15 protein-coding genes are annotated in these 23,790 nt (G+C 61.6%); 10 read left to right on the top strand and 5 right to left on the bottom strand.

All coding sequences use genetic code 11. The features are described from left to right. Positions 1–108: 108 nt before the first annotated feature. Entirely contained in the window at positions 109–1,368 is a 1,260-nt protein-coding gene (locus ACRAUW_RS02725; RefSeq protein WP_431361055.1) for a dicarboxylate/amino acid:cation symporter, read from the top strand. Between the two features lie 83 nt (positions 1,369–1,451). Here ACRAUW_RS02725 and ACRAUW_RS02720 read toward each other — a convergent pair whose 3' ends face one another. Beyond that, a complete protein-coding gene (locus ACRAUW_RS02720; protein WP_431361054.1) occupies positions 1,452–2,054 on the bottom strand; it encodes a DUF924 family protein in 603 nt (200 codons plus the stop codon). 251 nt (positions 2,055–2,305) lie between these two features. Between ACRAUW_RS02720 and ACRAUW_RS02715 the strand changes: the two genes are divergently transcribed. The 3 genes from ACRAUW_RS02715 to ACRAUW_RS02705 all read left to right on the top strand — a co-directional run bounded on the left by ACRAUW_RS02715 (position 2,306) and on the right by ACRAUW_RS02705 (position 5,288). Next, complete coding sequence (locus tag ACRAUW_RS02715; RefSeq protein WP_021231002.1) at positions 2,306–2,446, top strand: hypothetical protein; 141 nt, start codon at positions 2,306–2,308, stop codon at positions 2,444–2,446. A 1-nt stretch (position 2,447) separates the two neighbouring features. Next, positions 2,448–3,368 (top strand): DUF808 domain-containing protein, encoded by a 921-nt coding sequence (locus ACRAUW_RS02710; protein ID WP_431361053.1) that lies wholly within the window; start codon positions 2,448–2,450, stop codon positions 3,366–3,368. A 123-nt stretch (positions 3,369–3,491) separates the two neighbouring features. After that, entirely contained in the window at positions 3,492–5,288 is a 1,797-nt protein-coding gene (locus ACRAUW_RS02705; protein ID WP_431361052.1) for a M3 family oligoendopeptidase, read from the top strand. Positions 5,289–5,351: 63 nt separating this feature from the next. On the opposite strand, the gene ACRAUW_RS02700 is transcribed toward ACRAUW_RS02705, so the two are convergent. Further along, positions 5,352–6,758 carry a nucleobase:cation symporter-2 family protein gene (locus ACRAUW_RS02700; RefSeq protein WP_431361051.1) on the bottom strand — a complete coding sequence of 469 codons (1,407 nt, stop codon included), beginning with the start codon at positions 6,756–6,758 and terminating at the stop codon, positions 5,352–5,354. 505 nt (positions 6,759–7,263) lie between these two features. Here ACRAUW_RS02700 and ycfP point away from each other — a divergent pair. Further along, on the top strand, positions 7,264–7,803 hold the full coding sequence (ycfP, locus tag ACRAUW_RS02695; protein WP_042083824.1) for an alpha/beta hydrolase YcfP: 540 nt from the start codon (positions 7,264–7,266) through the stop codon (positions 7,801–7,803). Between the two features lie 74 nt (positions 7,804–7,877). After that, positions 7,878–9,170, top strand: a complete 1,293-nt coding sequence (locus ACRAUW_RS02690; protein ID WP_431361050.1) for an NAD(P)/FAD-dependent oxidoreductase — start codon at positions 7,878–7,880, stop codon at positions 9,168–9,170. Positions 9,171–9,254: 84 nt separating this feature from the next. Here ACRAUW_RS02690 and ACRAUW_RS02685 read toward each other — a convergent pair whose 3' ends face one another. The 3 genes from ACRAUW_RS02685 to ACRAUW_RS02675 form a co-directional block, all read right to left on the bottom strand. After that, complete coding sequence (locus tag ACRAUW_RS02685) at positions 9,255–9,896, bottom strand: energy-coupling factor ABC transporter permease (protein ID WP_431361049.1); 642 nt, start codon at positions 9,894–9,896, stop codon at positions 9,255–9,257. A gap of 87 nt (positions 9,897–9,983) precedes the next feature. Further along, positions 9,984–10,781, bottom strand: coding sequence for a pyruvate formate lyase 1-activating protein (gene pflA / locus ACRAUW_RS02680; protein WP_431361048.1), 798 nt, complete (start codon positions 10,779–10,781; stop codon positions 9,984–9,986). A gap of 65 nt (positions 10,782–10,846) precedes the next feature. Beyond that, positions 10,847–13,783 (bottom strand): sensor domain-containing phosphodiesterase, encoded by a 2,937-nt coding sequence (locus tag ACRAUW_RS02675; RefSeq protein ID WP_431361047.1) that lies wholly within the window; start codon positions 13,781–13,783, stop codon positions 10,847–10,849. 135 nt (positions 13,784–13,918) lie between these two features. On the opposite strand from ACRAUW_RS02675, the gene ACRAUW_RS02670 reads away from it, so the two are divergent. From ACRAUW_RS02670 to pbpC, 4 genes are all read left to right on the top strand, one after another. Continuing rightward, positions 13,919–15,607, top strand: coding sequence for an FAD-dependent oxidoreductase (locus ACRAUW_RS02670; RefSeq protein WP_431361046.1), 1,689 nt, complete (start codon positions 13,919–13,921; stop codon positions 15,605–15,607). A gap of 213 nt (positions 15,608–15,820) precedes the next feature. Further along, the gene (locus ACRAUW_RS02665) at positions 15,821–16,480 is read left to right on the top strand and encodes a DedA family protein (RefSeq protein WP_431361045.1); all 660 of its coding nucleotides are present in this window, start codon (positions 15,821–15,823) and stop codon (positions 16,478–16,480) included. A 165-nt stretch (positions 16,481–16,645) separates the two neighbouring features. Beyond that, on the top strand, positions 16,646–21,532 hold the full coding sequence (locus ACRAUW_RS02660; protein WP_431361044.1) for an alpha-2-macroglobulin family protein: 4,887 nt from the start codon (positions 16,646–16,648) through the stop codon (positions 21,530–21,532). A 52-nt stretch (positions 21,533–21,584) separates the two neighbouring features. After that, the coding region (gene pbpC / locus ACRAUW_RS02655) for a penicillin-binding protein 1C (protein WP_431361075.1) at positions 21,585–23,790 on the top strand (2,206 nt) is incomplete at its 3' end.

Genomic DNA, 23,790 nt, shown 5'->3' with positions numbered 1-23,790 from the left:
CCCAGCATACCAGCCGCCAGGAATCAACGGCTCGGATCACAAAAACGGACTGTAGTGGCTCCCATGCCACCGTTAACGGCTTGCACCAATCAAAACCGGGACTCCCCCATGAAAATGAATAAACTGACGGTCGCCATCCTCATCTCCATGATGTTTGGCATCCTCACCGGCCAGGGCTATCGCATGTTTGCCGCAGATCAGGCTGCGGATTTCGCCAATAACATCACGATCCTGACCGATATCTTCTTGCGATTGATCAAGATGATTATCGCACCGCTGGTCTTCACCACTCTGGTGGTCGGCATCGCCAAGATGGGCGACACCCGCACCGTGGGACGTATCGGCGCCAAAACCCTCGGCTGGTTTATGCTGGCCTCTCTGATGTCCCTGAGTCTGGGTCTGGTGATGGTTCACCTGATGCAGCCTGGCGTGGGGCTCTCCCTCTCCCTGCCCAATGACACCGCCAGTTCCGGTATTGCTGCCGGTGCCATTACCCTGAAAGATTTTGTGACCCACGCCATCCCCAAAAGCGTGGTCGAGGCGATGGCCACCAACGAGATCCTGCAGATCGTGGTCTTCTCCCTGTTCTTTGGTCTGGCTGCCGCCGCGCTCGGCGATCTGGCCAAGCCGGTGGTGGTGCTGATGGCCAGTGCCGCCGAGATCATGCTGAAAGTGACCGGTTACGTGATGAACTTTGCGCCGTTCGCGGTATTTGGTGCCATCGCCGCCATGGTGGCCAAAGAGGGGCTGGGTATTCTGGTCACCTACGGCAGCTTTATGGCCCAGTTCTACATCGCGCTGGCCTGCCTCTGGCTGCTGCTGATCGCCATGGGTAGCGTCTTCCTGCGTGGTCGCGTCATCAAACTGCTGGCGCTTATCCGCGAACCCATCCTGCTGGCCTTCTCTACCGCCAGCTCTGAAGCCGCCTATCCCAAGACCCTGGATCGTCTGGAGAAGTTTGGGTGTGACAAGCGTATCGCCAGCTTCGTGCTGCCGATGGGGTACTCCTTCAACCTCGATGGCTCCATGATGTACTGCACCTTCGCGGTGATGTTCATCGCCCAAGCGTATGGTATCGAGCTCTCCATGGCCCAGCAGATCACCATGCTGTTGCTGCTGATGGTCACCTCCAAGGGGATGGCCGGGGTACCGCGCGCCTCTCTGGTGGTGATTGCCGCGACCCTGAACCAGTTCCATATTCCGGAAGCGGGCATCCTGCTGCTGCTGGGTATCGACCACTTCCTCGATATGGGCCGATCTGCCACCAACGTGCTGGGCAACGCTATCGCCGCCAGCGTGGTTGCCAAGACCGAAGACAGTCTGGGCGAGACTGATGAACTGGGCGAGCGTGAACCCGCCAAGGCGTAACAACGGTTTAAGCTGACCGCAGGGTTGGCAGGTTGAAAAAAATCCCCGTCATGACCATGGCGGGGATTTTTTATATGGCTTGCTTAGAAGCCTGAGCCCGGTTGCTGCAAAAATACTGCCTCTTCCGGTGTGCTGGTGCGACCGAGTATGTTGTTGCGGTGGGGGAAGCGGCCAAAGCGTTCGATGATCACCTGATGACGACGGGCAAAGTCGGCAAATCCGGCGAAGGTCGCCTGCGCCGGGGTGCCAGCCTGCTCGGCAGCCAGTGCCTCGAACAGCGCCATGCTTCTGGCCTGTTGTTCACGGGATTCGGCGTGTTCCAGCGGCAGATAGAAGAAGACCCGCGCCAGTGGCGAGAGGGATTTGTCAGCCCCGATGGACAGCCCTTTCAGGCAGAGAGCCCGTGCCAGCGGATCCTGGGCAAACGCTGCAGGCGTGCCGCGATGGATATTGCGCGGCAGTTGGTCGAGCAACAGGATCAGCGCCAGCCGACCGCTGGGAGCTTCGGCCCATTGGGCGAGGCTGCCTTCTGCCGCGGACTGTGCCAGCTCGCCGAAGCGGCTGGCCAGCAGGGCATCCGTTTTGCTGCTTTTTCCCCACCAGAGGGGGGCTTGCCGTGTGGCCCGCAGGACGTCATCGGCCTCATCGCCAAACCAGAGATCGAGCAGAGGTTGCCAGGGTTGCATGGGAACTCCTTGAGGTGATTCAGAGGGAACCAGGAACAAATGGCTCAGGGGTGCTGCCGAAACGGTAGCTTCTCGTTACACTGTGCCATCTTTTGCCCGCAAGACGTACCCCTCCGATGGCGAGCGCCGGATTTTTGGCTCGGCCGATGATGGCCTGCGATCGCCATGAGGTGGTCCTGTTGACCCTGGTGGTTATCGGGACGTACACCTCTCTCCCGGGGTTGTTCTCATTGATATAAGGAATCTCTGATATGGCCGGAACCAGTTTGTTGGCCCTGCTCGATGATATCGCCAGCGTGCTTGATGATGTGGCGCTGATGACCAAGGTCGTGGTGAACAAGCGCGAGACATTTTTCGGGAAGACGTTTCTCACTGATATAAGGGATCTTTGATATGGCCGGAACCAGTTTGTTAGCCCTGCTCGATGATATCGCCAGCGTGCTCGATGACGTGGCGCTGATGACCAAGATGGCGGCCAAGAAGACCGCCGGGGTGTTGGGGGACGATCTTGCCCTCAACGCGGAGCAGGTCTCCGGGGTGCGCGCCGAGCGGGAGTTGCCGGTGGTGTGGGCGGTGGCCAAGGGCTCATTTCGCAACAAGCTGATCCTGGTGCCCGCCGCCATCGCCATCAGTGCGCTGGTGCCCTGGCTTATCACGCCGCTCTTGATGCTGGGAGGCGCCTACCTCTGCTTTGAGGGGGCCGAGAAGCTGGCCCACAAGTTCCTGCCCCATAAGGCGAGTGAAGGTGAGGCACATACAGCCCCCATTCCCGATGATCTGGTGGCGTTTGAGCAGCAGAAGGTGAAGGGAGCGATCCGCACCGATTTTATTCTCTCTGCCGAGATCATTGTCATCGCCCTTGGCACGGTGCAGGGGGCGAGCCTCGCCCTGCAGCTCTCGGTCGTGGCGGGCATTGCCCTGCTGATGACCATCGGGGTCTACGGGTTGGTGGGGCTGATCGTCAAGCTCGATGACATCGGTCTGCATCTGCTGCAAAAGCCCGATGGCAGCGCCCTGCGCCGTGCGGTGGGGCAAGGGCTGTTGGTGACGGCGCCCCGTCTGATGCACCTGCTGGCACTGGTCGGCACCATTGCCATGTTTATGGTGGGGGGCGGTATTCTGGTACACGGTCTGCCGGTTGTGCACCATCTTATTGAAAGTGCCGCGATAGCCGTGGCAACTCTGCCTACTGTTGGCGGTGTGCTCGCGGCGATGACGCCGACCCTGCTCAACGCCGTGGCCGGTGTGGTGGCGGGTCTGCTGCTGGTCGCGGTGATGACGCTGGTGAGCCGTCTTGCCCCGGCCAAGGGATAAGCGAGCTTGCGGGCCATGTTCTCTTTTTTCCTCTCTTCATTTTTTAGCCAGCGGGACGCTCGGTCTCTGACTTGCTGCCCGCAGGTCTGTTGTGCCTCCCGATAAAGGCCTTTGCGAGAAGCTATGTATCAACAACAGTGGAATAACGACCATATCTACCCGGGCCTCGACAGCCCAGAGCTGGAAGCGGACATGCGCGCAGCCCGCCACGCGCTGGAAGAACTGACCAGCTATATGGCAGGTCTGGACGTGGTGCGCGGCGATGACGCCGCGCTGCAGGATTTCTTGCGGGAAGTGCGGCTGCGCGCCCGTGATATTCGCCATATCGGCTGGAACGTCGCCATTCTGGCCGCCTGCCGTGGCAGTCAGGATGCACGGGATCCGCAGGCCAAACAGCTGGCGTCCCGTGCCCGCGCCCTTAATGCCGATCTGTTCAAGACGCTGGCGCCGGTGGAAGATCTGATGCTGGCGTTGCCGGAAGAGGAGTTCGCGGCGCTGATGGTGGATCCGCTGCTCGGTGAAGAGGCATACCGCCTGCGCCAAGAGCGTCGCTTGCAGGATCAGCGCCTGCCGGTGGAGGCTGAGCAACTGGTGATCGGTCTGGGCACCGATGGCTTGCACGCCTGGGGCAACCTCTATAACGATCTGGTGGGCAAGATCCGCTTGACCATTGATGGCCGCGAGATGGGGCTGGCCGAGGCGAGCAATCTGCTCTCCAGTCCGGTGCGGGCATTGCGCCTTGAGGCGTTTGATGCCATCAGTGCTGGCTGGGCAGGTGAGCAGGAGACGGTCGCCGCCATCCTCAATGCCCTCAACGGCTGGCGGTTGGAGCTGGCTCGTCAGCGTGGCAACACCCGGTTGCTCGATGCGCTGGATCTCTCCTGTCACCAGAGCCATATCGAGCGCGCTACCCTCGATGCCCTGATGAGCGAAACCTGGCGAGCCCGTGAGTTGGGCCAGCGGGCGCTGGAGCTGATGGCCGAGCGCCTTGGTCTCGACGATCTGGGGCCGGAGGATCTCTTTGCGCCGCCGCCAGCTTCCAGCAGCCGTGACATTCTTTTTGATGAGGCGATCGAGTTGATTGCCGATGCCTTTAGCCGTTTCGATCCCGAGATGGGGGAGTTTGCCCGGATGATGGCCGAGAAGGGGTGGATCGATGCGGCGCCCACGCCAAATCGCCGCACCGGTGCCTACTGCACCAAGTTTGCCGAACCGGTCGAGCCGCGGGTCTTCGTCACCTATGCCGGCACCATGGATAACGTCATTACCCTGGCCCATGAGCTGGGCCACGCCTGGCACAACTGGGTCATTCGCGATCTGCCGATGAGCCAGCGCAGCTACCCCATGACGCTGGCGGAGACTGCCTCCATCTTCGCCGAAACCCTGGTGCGCAGCGCCCTGTTCGAGCAGGCGCAAAGCACGGAAGAGCAGCTGGCCATCGCCTGGGCTGAGGCCGACGGCGCGGCCACCTTCCTGGTCAATATCCCGGCCCGCTTCGATTTCGAGCAGGCCTTGGTGGCCGAGCGGGCGCAGGGTTATGTGCCGGCAGCGCGGCTCAAGGCGTTGACCGACGAGGCGTGGGGACGCTGGTATGAGGGGAGCCTGACCCGCTATCACCCCATGTTCTGGGCGGCCAAGGCGCACTTCTCCATCGCCGGGCTGGGCTTTTACAACTACCCCTATCTGTTCGGTTATCTGTTCAGCCTCGGGGTCTATCAGCAGTTGATGAGCCGCAAGGCGGCGGGGGAAGAGGGCGTGGCCGAGGCGTATCGCGCCTTGCTGCGCGATACCGGCCGGATGAGCGCCGAAGATCTGGTAGCCAAGCATCTGGGGCAGGATATCCGTGAGGCCGCCTTCTGGCAGGGGAGTCTGGCACAAGTAGCGCAGGCGGTAGAGCGCTTCGCGCAGTTGCCTGCCTGATTGGGTCAGCGGTGATATGAACAACAGGCCCCCGGACAGTCTCGCAGTCCGGGGGCCTGTTTGTTATGCCTGATCTTGCTGCGGTTTGATGGGACCAACGAACAGAGGACGGGTCTGGTGACTCAGGTCCGGCTGATAGCCGTTGAAGAAGAGGTTGAGCAGCACCGAACTGATGGTGGCCAACAGGATACCGCTATGAAAAAGCGGTTGTAGCTGCGCCGGAAGCTGCTGGAAAAAATTCCCGGAGACCGTCGGGATCATGCCAATTCCGAGACTGATGGCGACGATATAGAGGTTGTGGCGGTTGCTGTTGTAATCGGTGCGCGCCAGGATGCGAATGCCGGTGGCCAGCACCATACCGAACATGACGATACCGGCGCCCCCCAGCACGAAGGGCGGGATGGAGGCGACCAGCACCGACATCTTGGGGATGAGGCCAAAGGCGAGCAGGATCCCCCCCGACATCACGCAGACCCAGCGACTCGATACCCCGGTCACGCTCACCAGACCGATATTCTGGGAGAAGGAGGTGTGGGGGAAGCTGTTGAATATCCCACCAATAATGGTGCCGATGCCATCCACCCGCAGCCCGCGCACGATATCTCCGCGCCTGGCCGGATGGCCGACGATGTCGCCAAGGGCCAGAAACATCCCCATCGACTCGATAAAGGTGATGAGCATGATCACCGTCAGGGTGGCGATGGAGATGGGATCGAAGGTGGGCCAGCCGAAGGCGAAGGGCACTATAGGGGCAAACCAGGCTGCCTCGCCGAGGCCATCGAGGCTCACTTCGCCCATGGCGATGGCCACCACGAAACCGAAGATGATCCCGAGCAGCACCGAGATATTGCTGAAAAAGCCCTTGGTGAAGCGGGTCACCAGCAGGATAAAGACGAGCACCAGAAAGCTGGTGCCGATATAGCGCAGGCTGCCATATTCCGGATTGCCCTTGCCCCCCGCCATCCAGTCGATCCCCACCTGCATGATGCTGATCCCGATGGAGGTGATAACCACCCCGGTCACGACGGTGGGGAAGAGCGGCATCAGCCGACCTATCAGCGGCACCAGCAGGGTCGAGATGATACCGGCGGCGATGGTGGCGCCGAAGATGCCCGTCAGCCCCAGATCCGGGTTGGCTCCGATGGCCAGCATCGGCATCACGGCAGCAAAGGTGACCGACATGATGACCGGCAGCCGGATCCCGGCAAAGCGGCCAATCCCGACACATTGCAGCAGGGTGACGATGCCGCAGCAGAAGAGATCCGAACTGATAAGGTAGGAGATCTGCTCCTTGGGCAGCCCCAGACTGCCGCCAATCACCAGCGGCACCGCCACGGCGCCGGCGTACATCACCAGCACATGTTGCAGGCCCAGGGTAAAGAGTTGGCCCATGGGGAGCATGCGCTCCACTTCATCCACCGGGCGCTTGCGCGCACCCGGTCGGGGGGAGGGGGGATTGGTCTCGTTCATCAACAGATCACTCCTTGAAGCCCGCGCAACTGCTACAGGCAAGATAGTGAAAGCCGCAGCTTTCCCGGTCATTGATCTCGTGTATTGACAGAGGTGCCAGATCCCTTTTCCGTGGTGAGAGGGAGCCGGTACTGCACGGGTCAGTGCACAAAACATGCACAATTCCGCTCACGAGAGAAAACGTTTGGCGATAACGCCTTGTTTTTGCGGGATGAGTCACATACCGACCAGATAAGTGTCCGGCTGCTGGCAGGGGAAGGAGGTGGGGGCATCTCAGATTGGTAAGGGATTTATCATTATCGGTCTGTCGATCTCACTTTGATAGCCAGGCACCATAACGTTGCTCGCAATACGCCCGTCTGCATGTAACGGCGCTCGCGGGCTGCTGGGCGCAATCGGGGGTTGGGGCGTGATCCAAAGCAAGAAAGTTGGATGTTTTGGTGGCGCACGGGGCCGCCGCTGGGGTAGTTTCGATAAAACCGACACAGATCCTGAGGTCTTATCCATGATCATCTATCTGCATGGCTTTGATGCCACCAGCCCAGGCAATCACGAGAAAGTGCTGCAGTTGCAGTTTATTGATGATGATGTGCGTTTCGTGCACTACAGCACGGTTCACCCCCGTCATGATATGAGCCATCTGCTCAAGGAAGTGAAAAAACAGCTCGATATGAGTACCGATCCCAAACCGCTGATCTGCGGCGTGGGTCTTGGTGGCTACTGGAGCGAGCGGATCGGCTTTCTGTGCGGCATTCGCCAAGTGATCTTCAACCCCAACCTCCATCCGGAAGAGAACATGCAGGGCAAGATCGACCGACCGGAAGAATATGACGATATCGGTACCAAGTGTGTAACTGAATTTCGTAAGAAAAATTCAGGAAACTGCCTGTGTATCCTTTCCGTTCAGGATGAAGTGCGCGATAATCGGGAAACTGAACGTGAATTGAAGAACTATTACGACATCGTGTGGGATGAGCGCGAGACTCATAAGTTCAAAAATATCTCGCATCATCTGCAGCGGATGAAGGCCTTCAAAGAAGCCTGATCCATCACGTCGACCGATTTCGTTTTAGGGAGCCAATGGCTCCCTTTCGTTTTGAGGAACCGAGGAAAATCATCATGATGAATATTGTCGTTGTAGGCGGCGGCGCCGGTGGCCTGGAGCTGGCCACCAGTCTGGGTCGCAAGCTTGGCAAGAAGAACAAGGCCAAGATCACTCTGGTCGATCGCAACCGCACCCACCTGTGGAAACCCCTGCTGCACGAAGTGGCCACCGGCTCCATGGATGCGGGCATCGATGCCCTGAGCTACCAGTCTCACGCCAAGAACCACGGTTTCGACTTCCAGCTCGGCACCCTGACCGACATCAAGCGTGACGATAAACGCATCGTGCTGGCCCCGATCCACGACGACAATGGCGACATCGTGGTCAACGAGCGCGAACTGCCCTACGACTATCTGGTGATGGCCATCGGTTCTGTCTCCAACGACTTCAACACCAAGGGCATCAAGGATCACTGTATTTTCCTCGATAGCCCCACCCAGGCGCACCGTTTCCACAACAGCATGATGAACCGCTTCCTGCAGTTCGCCACCGAATATAAGCCGGGCGACAAGGTGAAGATTGCCATCGTCGGCGGCGGCGCCACCGGCGTCGAGCTCTCTGCCGAGCTCTACAACGCGGTCGAGCAGCTCTACGCCTACGGCTTCAAGAACCTCACCACCGACAGCCTGAAGGTGACCCTGGTGGAAGCGGGCCCGCGCATTCTGCCGGCTCTGCCGGAGCGCATCAGCGGCGCCGCCCATCAGGAGCTGGTCAAGCTGGGTGTGGACGTGCGTACCGCCACCATGATCACCGAAGCGACCAGCGATGGTCTGCATACCAAGGATGGCGAGCTGATTGACGCTGACCTGATGGTGTGGGCGGCCGGTATCAAGGCGCCGGATTTCATGAAGGATATCGCTGGTCTTGAGACCAACCGCATCAACCAGCTGGTGGTGAAAGAGACCCTGCAGACCACCCGTGACGAGAACATCTTCGTTATCGGTGACTGCGCAGCCTGCCCGCAGCCGGATGGCAAGTTCGTGCCGCCTCGCGCCCAGTCTGCCCACCAGATGGCCAGCCAGGCGTTCAAGAATATCCTGGCCAAGATGAACGGCGGCGAGATGAAGCCCTACCTCTACCACGACCACGGTTCGCTGGTATCCCTCAGCCGCTTCTCCACCGTGGGCAGCCTGATGGGTAACCTGATGCGCGGCTCCATGATGGTGGAGGGCTACATTGCCCGTCTGGTCTACATCTCCCTCTACCGGATGCACCAGATCGCCCTGCACGGCTACGTCAAGACCGGCCTTATCATGCTGGTGGGTCGCATCAACCGGGTACTGCGCCCGACCCTGAAGCTGCACTAAGCCAGGATTAACCACAATTCGGAATACCAAAAGGAGAGGCGATGGCCTCTCCTTTTTTATGGGCGCAGATCAGGAAAGAGAGCGTTACTTGCCCAGATAGGTGCGGTCGAAGAAGGTATTGACCCAGTGAGGGCGGTAGATGGCCAGCACCGTCATCGCCATGCCGTTGAGCAGAGCTTCGGGGAACAGCAGCAGTGGCCAGATGGAGAGGTAATCTGCCGTGATGGTATGCCAGGGGTAGCTGTCGCTCAGCCCCATCAGCAATGCGCTGGCGGCCACCTTGACCGAGATGGTGATGGCGCCACCGAGAAAGGCGGCAACGAAGATATAGACAAAGAGATGGCGCGGCAGCCAGGCCCAGCTGGCCAGAAACAGCAGCCAGCTGGTGGCCACCGGCAGGGCGATGCCAACCAGTGCCTGCCAGCCAAAATCGGCCAGATTGGTGACGCCGAAGTAACCGAGCACCAGCAGGGTCAGACAGGGGGCGAGCAACGCCAGCCGCCAGCCAAGCAGCAGGGTGAGGGTGGTGAGCCCGAGAAAATGGACCTCCAGCCCCTCATGCAGACCGGCCCTTAGATACCAGAGCGGCACCAGCGCGATGGCACTCCCCAGCAGCAGGTGTTGATAGAGGGGGTTGTCATGGAGGCTCTGCCACAGGGGGCGGCGCAGGCTGAAAGCCAGCAGTACCAGCCAGATCAGGAGGGCGGCGAGTTGTCCTTCACTCATCTTGTCGTCCATTCATGCAGTAGAGTCCGGGCGGCCTTCCCGACCGCTCATAGCAGAGCAGGCTGACGAGTCAGCCTGCTGTTACCATCAATATTTGACGTTGTTGTGGTACTTGCCGAGGATGCCCTTGACCCGTTCCATGGTCTCCTTGCTGGGGGGCTTGATCCCGCTCAGCTCGTACGGATCGCCCAGCACGTCCCACTTGTGTTTGCCGAGCTCGTGGTAGGGGAGCAGCTCCACCTTCTCCACGCTCTCGCCCAGCTCGGCGATAAACTTGCCGAGATCTTCGGCACTCTGGTCGTCATCGCTCCAGGTTGGAACCACTACATAGCGGATCCACATGGTCTTGCCTTTGGCCGCCAGATAGCGGGCAAACTCCAGGGTGTATCTGTTGCTGACGTGGGTCAGCGGAATGTGTTTCTCGTCATTGATCTGTTTGATGTCGAGCAGCACCAGATCGGTCTGTTCGAGCAGCTTGTCCACCTGTTCGTCGAGATGGCGGACGAAGCCGTTGGTGTCGAGGCAGGTGTGGATCCCTTTCTCTTTGCAGGCGGTAAAGAGTTCGGTAATGAAGGCCGGTTGCAGCATGGCTTCACCGCCGGACGCTGTCACGCCACCGCCGGAGGCATTCATGAAGTGGCGATAGCTGGTGATGTCACTCATCAACTCCGGTACGGTCACTTCGCGGCCACCTTCGGTATCCCAGGTATCGCGGTTATGGCAGTACTTGCAGCGCATCAGGCAGCCTTGCATGAATACGATAAAGCGTATTCCCGGGCCATCGACAGTGCCGCAGGTTTCGACGGAATGGATCCGGCCAATGGTGTCGTGATTCTCGGCGTGTTCACTGATTTCAACGGCAGGGATCCGGTTAATGACTGACATAGACAACTCCAACGATTCGAGCAGGCCGTTATTTTATTACATAAACCCCTATTGATCCTACACCTTTAGTCCGGCGCCCGGCTGCCAAGCCGCTGTTCCAGCCCCTTGACTGTGAGCGGCCGACTGGTGAGAAACCCTTGATAATGCTGGCATCCCAGCGCTTTGAGGATGGCCAGCTGCGCCTCCTCTTCCACCCCTTCGGCTGTGACGGTAAAACGGAAGACCTGGGCCAGATCGAGTATCGCCTTGACGATGGCTCTGTCCTGTTCACTGTGTACAAGGGTCTGAATGAAGCTTCTGTCAAGCTTCACCTCGTCTGCGGGCAGATCCCGCAGATAGGCCAGTGACGAGTAGCCGGTACCGAAGTCGTCGATGGAGATGAGGATGCCGAGCTCCTTGAGCTGGCGCATTCTGGCGATACTCTCCTGCCGATTCTCCAATACTACCGATTCGGTCACCTCCAGCAGCAGGCGGGAGGGGGGCACACCGGTATCGCGCAAGATGTACTCCACCTGTTGCACGAAGCCCTGAGTGTGGAACTGGCGGGCACTGACGTTGACCGACAGATGGGGGATCTGCAGGCCACGGTTGAGCCAGAAGCTGTATTGCGCACAGGCGGTCTTCATCACCCAGTAGCCGATTTCGAGGATCAGGCTGGTCTCTTCGGCGATGGGGATAAACTCCCCGGGTGGCACCATGGTACCGTTGCTGCGCTGCCAGCGCAGCAGCGCCTCGATACCCGACAGTGAACCATTGTCGACCCGGTATTGCGGTTGATAGTGCAGCTGCAGCTCATGATGACGCAGGGCATCGCGCAGCTCATTGGTAAGGGTCAGGCGGTTCTTCTCTTGCTGGGCCATCGCCGCGGTAAAGAAGACGTAGTGACCCTGACCGGCCCGCTTGGCCATGTGGGTGGCTGTGTCAGCCTGTTGCATCAGGGTGAGGTGATCTATCCCGTTAGTGGTAAAGAGGCTGATCCCCACCGAGGCGCTGCAGTGCAGCTTGTGATCACCGATATCGAACGGGGTGCGAAACAGCCCCATCAGCTCGCGGGCAAAGTGCTCAGCCAAAATTTTGGCGGTGACTTCCCCTTGTCCGAGCTGGGTAAAGAGCAGGGCAAATTCATCCCCCGAGATGCGCGCCAGTACCAGATTGTCCTGGGGCAAGGCCCTGAAACGCTCTACCACGGCCTGCAGTAGTTGATCGCCGCAGGCGTGACCGAGGGAGTCGTTGATCGACTTGAAGTTGTCGAGATCCAGCAGCAGCAGGGCGCCCCATTGTCCGTTGGGGGCGCTCAGGGTCTGCTGCAAAATATGGTTGAGGCTGCGCCGGTTGTGCAGCCCGCAGAGATCGTCGTAGTAGGCGAGCTGCTCGATATGTCTGGCCGCCTCTTTCTCCTCGGTGATGTCGTAGAAGCTGCAAATAAAGTGGCTGAGCTCACCCTGCTCATCCTTGACACCGTTAACCATCAAGCGCACAGGAAAGAGGTGACCATCCTTGTGCAGGCAGCGCTCTTCCCCAAGCCAGAACCCCTGCTTGCTGACGGTGTGGCTGATATCTTCCTTGATATTGTCCCCGTAGTAGGTGGGGCGCAGCTTGCTAATGGAGTGACCGATCACCTCTACTTCGCCAAACCCGGAGATGCGAGTAAAGGAGTTGTTGACCTTGAGGATGATGCCGTTGTGATCCATCACGATCAGACCATCGTGGGTATTGAAGGCCACTTCGGCGAGGCGCAGGGCATCATCGGTAGCGAGTCGCTTGAGCTCGATGGCGGCCCGCTTGTGCTGGCTGCTCAAGAGATCCAGCAAAGGCTCGGGCTCTTCAAGGGGGGTATCGAGCAGCAGGGTGAGCTGGCCAATGGGAGTCCCGATCTGGCCATGGAGCGGAATGCCAATATAAGCGCTGGCATTGAGGGCCAGTAGTTGGGTTGCCTTGGGATAGCGCACGGGCAGATCTTCCACGTAGATAGCCTGACCGTGCTGGAACAGCTCCTGAGCGGGGCCGGGATCGAGCTGGATGGGCTTGAGGGTGGAGAAGCTCTGCTCATTGATGAAGCAGCGGGGGATGATCCAGAGATCCTGACCGCGGGGCTGGAACTCGCCGATCCAGCCCACCCGGGCACCGCTGGCGCTCATGGCCCAGCTTACCAGCGTCTTGCAGTAGTCGATGCCGGTCTGCTGGTGCAACTCGGGTGGGAGGGCCAACTCGGCGTGCTGCTCTTCCGGTTGTGGCTGCCAGTGGCCGAGCAACTGGGCGCTGTTGCGCACCAGTTGCAGCATTTCATCGCTAATGGGGGTGGGGTCGAGATACTCCAGACTCAGCACCCCGAACAGCTTGTCCTGCTCCAGCAGGGCGCCATCGAGGCGTGAGCGCACACCGGCACTGGTCAGATAGAGGTGATTGCTCAGCATCGGCTGGTGGGCCGCTTCCGAGAAGCTCAACGATTTGCGGGTACGCAGGGCGCGGATATAGCGGCTGTCGCCGCGAATGGGGTAGAGCGCCTCGACCCCCAGGGTGAACACCGGAGTGAGCTGCTCGCAGCCCAGATCGCCGTTGGCCTGATAGTGCCAGAGGATAAGCCGATCGGCACCCAGGCTCTCCTTGAGGGTTTCCAGCAGAGGCGCATACTGTTGTCGGCTCGCCATCTGGCTGAGGCGTGGCAGTTGCAGTGTCAGTTCGCAGACCGGCTCCAGATGCCGATGCTGCAGGCAGATAAGCCAGAAGCCATCCTGCTCGTGGGCGAGGGCGATATGCCACAACTGATTGGCAAAGCGCACGCTGGTCTTGCCGCCATGACCGTTGGCCAGCAGTTGTTCGATGGGCAGGCGCAGGGCATCGGGAAGTTGGGCCGGCCAGGGGGTGCGCGGTTCATCGAGCCAGTAGAGCGGGGTTTGCATCACGTCGGTCAGGGCGACCAGCCGTTGACTGCGCAGATCCAGACGAAAAAAGAGCGGCGTATGGATGGCTGGATGAAGAGGACTGAGAGCGGTAGACGACATGAACAAACCACATCCTGTTAAGCAACCGTCGGGGTTGCAAGGATACTGCAAAATCGCGAGAAACAAAATTTCATTGAAATCTAAATTAGTTGTTGCTAATTTATTGGTCGTTATTTTCTACGAGGAGTCTTGCAGATGAAACGGATCCTGATTATCGGTGGTGTCGCCGGGGGCGCATCGGCGGCTGCTCGAGCTCGTCGTTTGAGTGAAAAGGCGGAGATCGTGATGTTCGAGCGGGGCGAGTTTGTCAGCTTCGCCAACTGCGGTCTGCCCTATCACATCGGGGGCGATATTCCCGACCGGGATGCCTTGTTGCTGCAGACTCCTATGAGTTTCAAGCGCCGTTTCAACGTGGATGTGAGGGTCTTTCACGACGTAATCGAGATAGACAAGGCAGGCAAGACATTGCTGGTGCGCAACTTGCAAACCGGTGAAGAGCAGCGCGAACCCTATGACGTGCTGCTGCTGAGCCCGGGCGCCGCCCCGATACGTCCGCCGTTCCCCGGTATCGATAGCCCCCGGGTGCATACCCTGCGCAATATCCCCGACATGGATCGGATTCTGGCCTCTCTTCACCACGATCAGCCACGCCACGTTACCGTGGTGGGCGGCGGCTTTATCGGGATGGAGATGATGGAGGCGCTGCACCAGCGCAAGCTGGATGTCACCCTGCTGGAGCTGGCCGATCAGGTGATGGCGCCGGTGGACAAGGAGATGGCCAACATGCTCCATGCCCGCATCCGGGAAGAGGGGATCGACCTGCGCCTGCGCACCGGCCTCTTGGCCATCGAGAGTCTGGATCTGTCTGCCGAGAAGACCTCCGCCGTACCGACCGCCAAAAGCGGTGGCCTGCGCCTGACCCTCAATGATGGCTCCCATCTTGATACCGGTCTCTTGATCCTCGCCATCGGCGTCAAACCGGAAACCCTGCTCGCCGCCAAGGCGGGGCTGGAGCTGGGGCCACGGGGTGGCATCAAGGTCGATGCCGGGATGCGTACCTCGGATCCCTTTATCTACGCGGTGGGGGATGCGGTGGAAGAGATTGACTTCGTCACCGGCGAATCTGTGCTGATCCCGCTGGCGGGCCCGGCCAACCGGCAGGGGCGCATCGCCGCTGACAATATGTTGGGCCGAAGCGAAACCTACAAGAAGACGCAAGGGACCGCCATCTGCAAGCTGTTCGATCTGGCGGTGGCCAGCACCGGCCTCAACGAGAAGCGACTGGTGCAGCTGGGTCTGCCGTTCGAGAAGGTCTATGTCCACCCGGGCAGCCACGCCGGTTACTACCCTGGCGCCCATCCGGTCAGCCTCAAGCTGCTGTTTGCCCCGGATGGCAAGATTTACGGTGCCCAGGCCATCGGCAAGGATGGCATCGACAAGCGTATCGATGTGCTGGCGGTAGCCCAGCGCGCTGGCCTGACCGTGTTTGACCTGCAAGATCTGGAGCTCACCTATGCGCCGCCCTATGGCTCGGCCAAGGATGTGATCAATATGGCCGGGTTTGTGGCGAGCAACCACCTGAAGGGGGATGCCCTGCTCTGCCATGTGGCCGAGGTGCAGGCTCGTAACCCCCATCAGCTGGTGGTGGATGTGCGCAATGGCCCGGAGCTCGACAAGCTGGGCCGCATTCCGGGGGCGCTGCATATCCCCCTCGACGAGTTGCGTGGTCGCCTCCATGAGTTGCCCAAAGAGAAAGAGCTGCTGATCAGCTGTCAGGTCGGGCTGCGTGGCCATGTGGCATGTCGCCTGCTGAGCCAGCACGGCTTTAAAGTGAAGAATCTCTCCGGCGGCTTCAAAACCTGGCAGATGGCCACCGCCGAGTAACCGTTTTATTTCTGTGCCTGTTTGCCCCTCTCCCTTGTGCGTGCAAGATGAGGGGCTTTTTGCTTCTTCTTTTCGCCCTCCTTGCATCCCCTTTTGCTGCAATATTTCGACACACTTTATTTCCCATGCCGGACAAAATTAACGTTTTGTTCAGGGGGGGGGCGTTATAAATCGTGTTTCTTTGAACATGAACCGTGTAGTAGGGAGAGTGACATGTTGGATATGCTGATGGCCATTTGGCATCAGGATTTTGACGCCCTGGTTCAGATGCAGGCGATGTCCATGCTTATTTGTTGTCTGATGCTGGTGCTGTTTCTGGAGTCGGCATTTGTCTTTCTCCCCCTGCCGGGAGACAGTCTGGTGCTGCTGGCTGGTGGGCTGGTGGGAATGGGCGTTCTGGGGACGGAAGTGACGCTTATCTATCTGCCGTTAGCTGCTGGCATAGGTTCTGTGCTCGCCTACTGGCAGGGGCGAGCCCTGCAGCGCACCCGCTTTATGGATCACATCGAGCGGATGTTGCCTCCCGACAGCCTGCCCAAGGCGACCCAGTTGCTGAAAAAGTACGGTTTTCTGGCGATGTTTTCCTCCCGTTTTATCCCGTTCGTGCGGGTTCTGACCCCCATGCTGATGGGGATTGGCCGCCTGAGCGTGCTGCGGATGTGCGTGGCGAGCTTTGCCAGCGCTGTGCTCTGGTCACTTTGTCTGAGTCTGGTGGGCAAGCTGGCGATGAATACTCCCTTCTTCCTCCACCACAGCGAACTGTTGACCCGGGCGCTGCTGATTACCTCGCTGGTGCTGTTTCTGGCGGCCGTCATGGCCATCCTGTTTCGCTGGTTCAAAGGCGGGGCAAAAAACGAGACCAGCCACGACTAGATGACAACCCTTGCCGCACTGGAACAGTGGGCAAGGGGGTTCTCGTGCTGCAGGGGCGCGGAATTGTGCCCATTCGGGTAATGAGCTTTGTGTCGGGTGAGCAGGATGCCTTATCCTGTTTCCAGCCACGCTGCGTTTGCAGCGCTCCAACTCGGGATGGAACCTATGCGCCTCTTCGACTCTCCCTCTGCTTCTCACCGCTCTACCGCCGGAACCGGCGCTTTGCGCCGCCGCTGGTCGGTCTTGCTGCTATCCGGGCTGGCCGGTTTGCTGCTGGCCGGTTGTGGCCCTGACAAGCCCGCCAGCCAAGTACCGACCACAGAATCCACTGCGCAGCAGGAGGCCGGGGCGCCAACTTCTGTAGTGCAGGCCAATGCCCGCCAGTATCGCGATGCCCCGGCGCTGGCGCTGGTCTTCTCCGGCTCCTTGGCGCCCAAGGCCAATTGGCAGAGCTGGCTCGGGGTCAGTGAAGGTGGCAGGCAGGTGCAGGGGGAGTGGATCCTCGCCGAAGATGGTCGCACCCTCTATTTTCCGAACGTACAGCCCGACAAGAGCTATGAAGTGAGCCTCAAGGCGGGGTTGGGCCCATCCCCCCAGAGCTGGACGCTCAAGACCCGCCCGCTGGAGGCGGGGGCTTCGTTTACCGCCAGCGGCATGGTATTGCCGCTGCGTCAGGAACTGCGCCTGCCCATCAGCGCGGTCAACGTGGATGAGGTCAATATCGATTTCTTCCGGGTCGATGCCGAGTATCTGCCCCGCTTTCTGGCCGAGTATCGCCCCGGTGCTGGCATGGGCAACTGGGAGCTTGAGCAGATCACCCAGCGGGCCAAGCGGGTATTCAGCGGCCGCTACGCATTGGAGCTCGATGCTAACCGGCGCGAGACCCGCCTCATCAATGTGAAGGAGCCGCAGCTGGCGGAGGCTGGCGTCTACTTTGCCGTGATGTCCCCCCTTGGCAACTACGACTGGCGCAAGGAGACCACCTATTTCGCGGTGAGCGACATGGGGCTCAGTGCCCGCCGTTACCGCGATCAGCTGGAGGTGTTCGTCAGCTCCCTGGCCAGCGCCGACCCGCTCAAGGATGTGCAGCTCTCCCTGCTCGACGAGAAGGGCAACCGGCTGCAGGTGCAAACCACTGATCCGCAGGGCCATCGTCGCTTCGATCAGGTGCAGGGTGCCCGCCTGCTGCTGGCCGAACAGGGCAACCATCTGGCGGTGCTGCGTCTCGATGGGGCGGCGCTCGATCTCTCCACCTTCGATCTTGGCACCCAGCCCTGGCAGGCTCAGCAGCTCTATCTATTCAGCGGGCGCGATCTCTATCGTCCCGGCGAGCGGCTCGACAGCGAGATCCTGCTCAAGGGCCAAGATGGCCAGCTGCTGCCGGGCATGGCGGTAGAGCTGGAGGTGAAGCAGCCGGACGGCCAGCTGCTCGAACAGAAACGGCTGCTGCCGGACAATTTGGGCGCGGCCCACTACGGTCTGCGTTTGCCGGATGATGCGCCGCTCGGGCGCTGGACCATCAACCTCAAGACCGCCGCTGGCAGTCGCTTCGAGTGGCCCTTTCTGGTGGAGGAGTTTTTGCCGGAACGGCTGAAACTGCAGCTTGGCAAGGGGCCGGATGGCGAAGTGACGAGTCTGGACGCCGCCCTCAGCCTGCCACTGCAGGGGGACTATCTCTACGGCGCGCCGGCCAGTGCCACCAAGGCGAAGGTGGAGGTGAAAATCAGCCGCGCCACCATGCCCTTTACCCAGTGGCAGGAGTTCACGCTGGCTGACGTGCTGCTCGCGGAGCAGGCCAAGGATCTCGAGCCTCTCAATCTCACCCTCGATGCGCAGGGGCAGGGGACTTTTTCGCTTGCTGATGAGCTCGATGGGGTGCGCGCCCTCGGGCCGCTGGAGGTGGCCTATCGGGTGTCGCTCGCCGAGCCCGGTGGCCGCGCCGTCAATCGCAGCCGCACCCAGTATGGCTGGCCCGCGGGCAGCCAGTGGCCGGCACTCAAGGCCGACTTCGTGGCCGATCGGGTAGAGGGGGGCAAGCCGCTCCCCTTCCAGATCCTCAACCTCGATGAGCAAGGCCAGCCGGTGGCGGGGGCGGTGAAGGTGCGCCTCATCAACGAGTACCGCGACTACTACTGGCATTACGCCGATGGCGAGGGGTGGAAGTACGAGTTCAACAGCCAGCCCTATCTGGAACAGGAGCAGACCCTGCAGTTGGATGGCAAGGGGCCGACCCCGCTCACGCTGCAACTGGCGGCGGGCTGGTATCGGTTGGAGGTTGAGAACAGCCAGGGCCATCAATCCAGCCTGCGGGTGGAGATCGGCAGTTACGCCTGGGGCGGCGGTGGCGAGCAGGCACGGCCTGACAAGATTGCCATCACCCTCGACAAGCGCGCCTATCAGGCGGGCGACAAGGCCAAAGTGACTTTGGTTGCCCCGCGCCCCGGCAAGGGGTTGCTGCTGGTGGAAGATGGCGACGGCCTGCGCTGGTGGCAGCGTATCGAGCTCAAGGGGGCCGGTGGCGATGCCAAGGATGCCCGCGGCGAGTTCGAGATCCCGGTCAGCCCCGAGTGGCAGCGCCACGATCTGCATATCTCGGCCCAGATCGCCGCGCCAGACAGCGCCTCCAAACCGGCTGGTAAGCAACAGGGGCAGAGCCTGCGCTCGGTCGGACTGGTGCCGCTCCCCCTGGACCGGGAAGCGCGCCGTCTGCCGCTCACCCTGAGCGCGCCTGATAAAGCGGTGCCGCTCACTCGGCTGGAAGTGACCGCCACTTCCACCCCCAATAGCCAAGGCCGGGTGGTGCTGGCGGCGGTGGATCGGGGCGTGCTCAATATCAGCGACTACCAGCCTCTCGACCCGTTCGAGATCTTCTTTGGTCGCAAGCGCTTCGCCCAAGATTTGTTCGACAACTACGGTCAGGTGATCCCGCCGCAAGATGGCAAGCTGGCCCGCCTCAACTACGGCGGCGATCGGGCGCCGCTGAAAAAGGGTGGCGCGCTTGAGAGCCGGGTCGAAGTAGCCGCGCTGTGGAGCGGCGAGGTGAGTTTTGACCAGCAGGGCAAAGCGGTGATCCCGCTCGAACTGCCCAACTTCAACGGCGAGCTGGCACTGATGGCGCTGGCCTGGAACGAACAGCAGGTCGGGGAGGCCGAGCGCGCCGTCAAGGTGGTCGCCCCCTTGGTGGCCGAAATTGGCTGGCCACGCTTTGGCGCCAGAGGGGATCAGACCCGGGCGCTGGTGCAGCTGCGCAACATGAGCGGCGAGGATCAGACCCTCTCCCTTGTCTGGACCCTCAATGGCGGGCTCAAGGCAAATGGCGAGCTGCCCGGCACCCTGTCCCTTAAAAATGGCGAGGAGCAGTGGTTGACCCTGCCGCTCACTGTGACCGGAGCGAGCGGCGTGGCAAGCCTGCAGTTGGCGGCTAGCGGCAAGGATTTTGCCATCAGCCGCGACTGGACTTTGCCGCTGCGCTCCCCCTGGCCGGCCGAGACTCGCCAGCGCTACCAGATGCTGGCCCCCGGCCAGCAGATGAGCTTTGCGCCAGCTGAGCTGACCGGGCTGGATCGCGCCAACCTGCAGGGGCTGCTCAGCCTCTCCGGCACCCCGCCTTGGGATCCGGCAGCCCAGTGGCAGGCGCTGGCCGACTACCCCTACGCCTGTCTGGAGCAGACCTTGTCCCGTGCCTGGCCTTACTTGCTGACCACGGCCGATGAGCGGGCCGCCTGGAGCAAACCTGCAGAGGGCAAGAAAGCGGCGAGTGAGGCGGATGTGCAACGCGCCCTGCTGCAACGGCTACAGCGGTTGCAACTGCCAAGCGGTGGCTTTGGCCTGTGGGATGGTCGCTCCGACGAGGAGCAGTGGCTCACCGCCTATGCCGCCGACTACCTGCTGGCGCGCAAGGAGGCGGGCGACGCAGTGCCGGAGGCGATGCTCAATCAGGCGCTGAACCGGCTGCAAAGCTATCTCACCGACAGTCAGTATGGTGAGCGCTGGAGCAGTGCCCCCGAGCACAGCCGGTTGGCCTATCAGGCCTACAGCGCCTATGTGCTGGCCCGGGTGGGCAAGGCGCCGCTCGCTACCCTGCGCCTTATCTGGGAGCAGCAGGCCGATCACGCCCGCTCAGGTTTGCCGCTCTTGCACCTCTCGCTGGCGCTCTCGGCCATGGGGGATGAGCAGAACGCCGCCAAGGCCCTCAGCCGGGCATTGGCGACCGAGCGCGGTGATGACTATCTGGGTGATTACGGCTCACCGCTGCGCGATGAAGCCCTTGAGCTCTCCTTGCTGCGCCAGCACAAGCTGGCTGCGGAGCGCTGGCCGGCCCTCAGCGCCAAGGTGGCCGACACCCTGGCTCACCGTCAGTGGCTCAGCACTCAGGAGCGGCTCGCCCTGTTGCGACTCGCCCGCTTCGATCCGGCCGTCGACTGGCAGGCCAAGGTAACTTCCTCTCTTGGCAGTGGACCCCTGAGCGGTTCGGCTCCTCTGCAGCAGGGCGCCACCGAGGCGCTGGCTGCGAGCACCGTCACCAACGAGGGCAAGGGCTCCCTCTATGTGCAGCGCACCCTGGTCGGTTACCCCGAACAGGCACCGGCACGGATCAGCAAGGGGATGAGCGTGACCCGCAGCTGGTTCAACAGCGATGGTCAGCCGTTTGATCCCGCCAAGGTGAAGGTGGGCGATCTGGTGGTGGTGCGGCTCAACGTCAGCAGTGAATCGGCGGTGCCCGATGCCCTGCTGGTAGAGATGGTGCCTGCTGGCTTCGAGCTGGAGAACCCGGCCCTTGGCAACAGCATCAAGCTGGAAGAGCTCTCCATTGAGGGGAAACCGGCGTGGCAGAGCGAGTGGAACGACTATCTCAAGCATCAGGAGTTTCGCGATGACCGCTACACGGCGGCGCTGGATCTGAGCGAGGGGAGCAACCAGCAACTGGTCTACCTGATGCGGGCGGTGACGCCGGGCCGCTATCAGGTGCCGCCGACCCAGGTGGAGGATATGTACCGCCCCGAGCTGCGGGCTGTGGGTGAGGATATCCATGAGGTGATCATCTCTGAGTAACATTCCCTCCCTTGAGCGGGTTCGCCCGCTCACTTTCTGGCAGCGTGGCTGGCTGAAAGTGGGTCGCACTGGCCGCGCTTGCTGGCGCTGGCTTGGTCGTCTGCCACGCTGGCTGCGTTTCTCGGTGCTGGGAGTTGTAGCACTGCTCCTGTCATTGCTGGCGCTGGATCGACTCTTCCCGCCGCCACCGCTCGACCCTGCCTACGCACGGGTGGTGCTCGACATGAAGGGGCGACCGCTGCGCGCCTTTGCCGATACCAGCGGCGTGTGGCGCTACCCCGTGACCCTGGAGCAGGTCTCCCCCCGCTATATCGAGGCGCTGCTGGGCTACGAGGATCGCTACTTCTGGCGTCATCCCGGGGTTAATCCGGTGGCCATGGTGCGTGGGGTCTGGCAGTGGCTGCGCTATGGGCGAGCCGTGTCGGGCGGCTCGACCCTCACCATGCAGGTGGCGCGTCTTATCGAGCCCTACCACAGGAGCGTGCTCGGCAAGCTGCGCCAGATGGCGCGTGCGCTGCAGCTGGAGTGGCACTATGACAAGCGCACCTTGCTTACCGTCTATCTGAACCGGGCGCCCTTTGGCGGCAATCTGGAGGGGGTGCAGGCCGCAAGTTTTGCCTACCTTGGCAAGAGTGCGGCCAAGCTGACCTATGCCGAGGCAGCGCTGTTGGCGGTGCTGCCGCAGGCTCCCAGCCGCAACAGGCCGGACCGGCATCCCGAGCGGGCCCGCGCCGCCCGTGACAAGGTAATGCAGCGGCTGGTGGCTCAGGGTGTCTGGCCCGAACAGGTGTGGCTGGAGGGGCGCATCGAGCCGGTGCTGGCCCGCGGTCACTTCACGCCGATGGAGGCGCCGCTGTTTGCCCGCCTCGCCGCCGACCATCAGGCGGGGGCGTTGGTGCACACCACCATCGATGGTGATCTGCAGCGTTGGCTGGAGGGGCGGGTGGCGAGCTATATCCGTCGCTTCCCCGAGCAGACCTCAGCGGCGTTGCTCTTGGTAGATAACAAAACCATGGCGGTGCGTGCCTATGTGGGCAGCGCCGAGTATGGCAATCTGCGTCGCCACGGTTATCTCGACATGGTGCAGGCAATCCGCTCTCCCGGCTCCACCCTCAAGCCCTTCATATACGGTCTGGCCATGGACGAGGGGTTGGTGCACTCGGCCTCCCTGCTCTCCGATGCGCCAAGGCTGGGCTCGGATTATCGCCCCGCCAACTTTTCCGGCGCCTTTCAGGGGCCGGTGACCCTCGCCCAAGCGCTGCAGCAATCCCTCAACGTGCCAGCGGTGCAGGTGCTGGAGGCGCTCGGGCCCGACAAGCTGGTCAGCCGCCTCGACAACGCCGGAGTGCGGCTGGCGCTCTCCGACAAACCCAATCCGGCCATCGCGCTGGGGGCGGCGGGCATTCGACTCGAGCAGCTGGTGGCGCTCTACAGCGCGCTGACCCGGCAGGGGCAGGTGGCGATGCCGGTCTGGCTGGCGGGGCAGCAGGCGGTGTCGCGCCCCTTGCTGAGCCCGGGCGCTGCCTGGATCATCTGGCAGATCCTGAGCGCGCAGGGGCGGGCGGATCAACCCTTTGCCAGCGAGGCGACCGGCCGGGTCAATCGACTGGCCTGGAAGACCGGCACCAGCTATGGCTATCGCGACAGCTGGGCCATGGGGGTCTCCGGTCGCTGGACTATCGGCGTCTGGTTGGGACGCCCCGATGGTACTCCCATGCCCGGTTTTTACGGGCAGAGTGCAGCGGTGCCGCTGCTGCTTTCGGTCTACTCGCGGCTGGCTGATAACAGCCCCTTGCCGGCACAACCCAACACGGTGAGCGAGGCCGAAGTTTGCTGGCCGCTGGGGCGCAAGGCCAGCGCGACCCTGCCTGAAGCCTGTTTGCAGCGTCAGAGCGCCTGGTTGCTGGAAGGGCGCGATCCTCCCACCTTGCCGGATCCCATGGACTGGCCCTCGCCGCTGCGCCAGGTCGCACTGACCGCCACGGGCAAGCCGACCTTGGCCCGCTGCCAAGATGCGGCGCAATCCGGCTTTCGGGCCCTCTGGCCCTTGTCGCTGGAGCCTTGGCGAACATCCGGCGAGCGACGGCAGGCGCTGCTGGCCAGCGGTTGTGCAGGGGAAGGGCAGAGTGCCGAGCTGCAGGCCCCCATTCGTATCGTGGCGCTGGGGGAGGGTAACCTTATCCGCAGTCAGCGTTACCGATTACAGCCCAAGGTGCTGGGCGGTGTCGGCAAGCCGGCCTGGTTTCTCAATGGCCAGC

It is taken from the genome of Aeromonas sp. (assembly GCF_050633025.1).
In the GTDB taxonomy this organism is placed as follows: domain Bacteria; phylum Pseudomonadota; class Gammaproteobacteria; order Enterobacterales; family Aeromonadaceae; genus Aeromonas.
The sequence above is the reverse complement of the archived record's forward strand: the minus strand, read 5'-3'. Positions and strand labels throughout refer to the sequence as shown.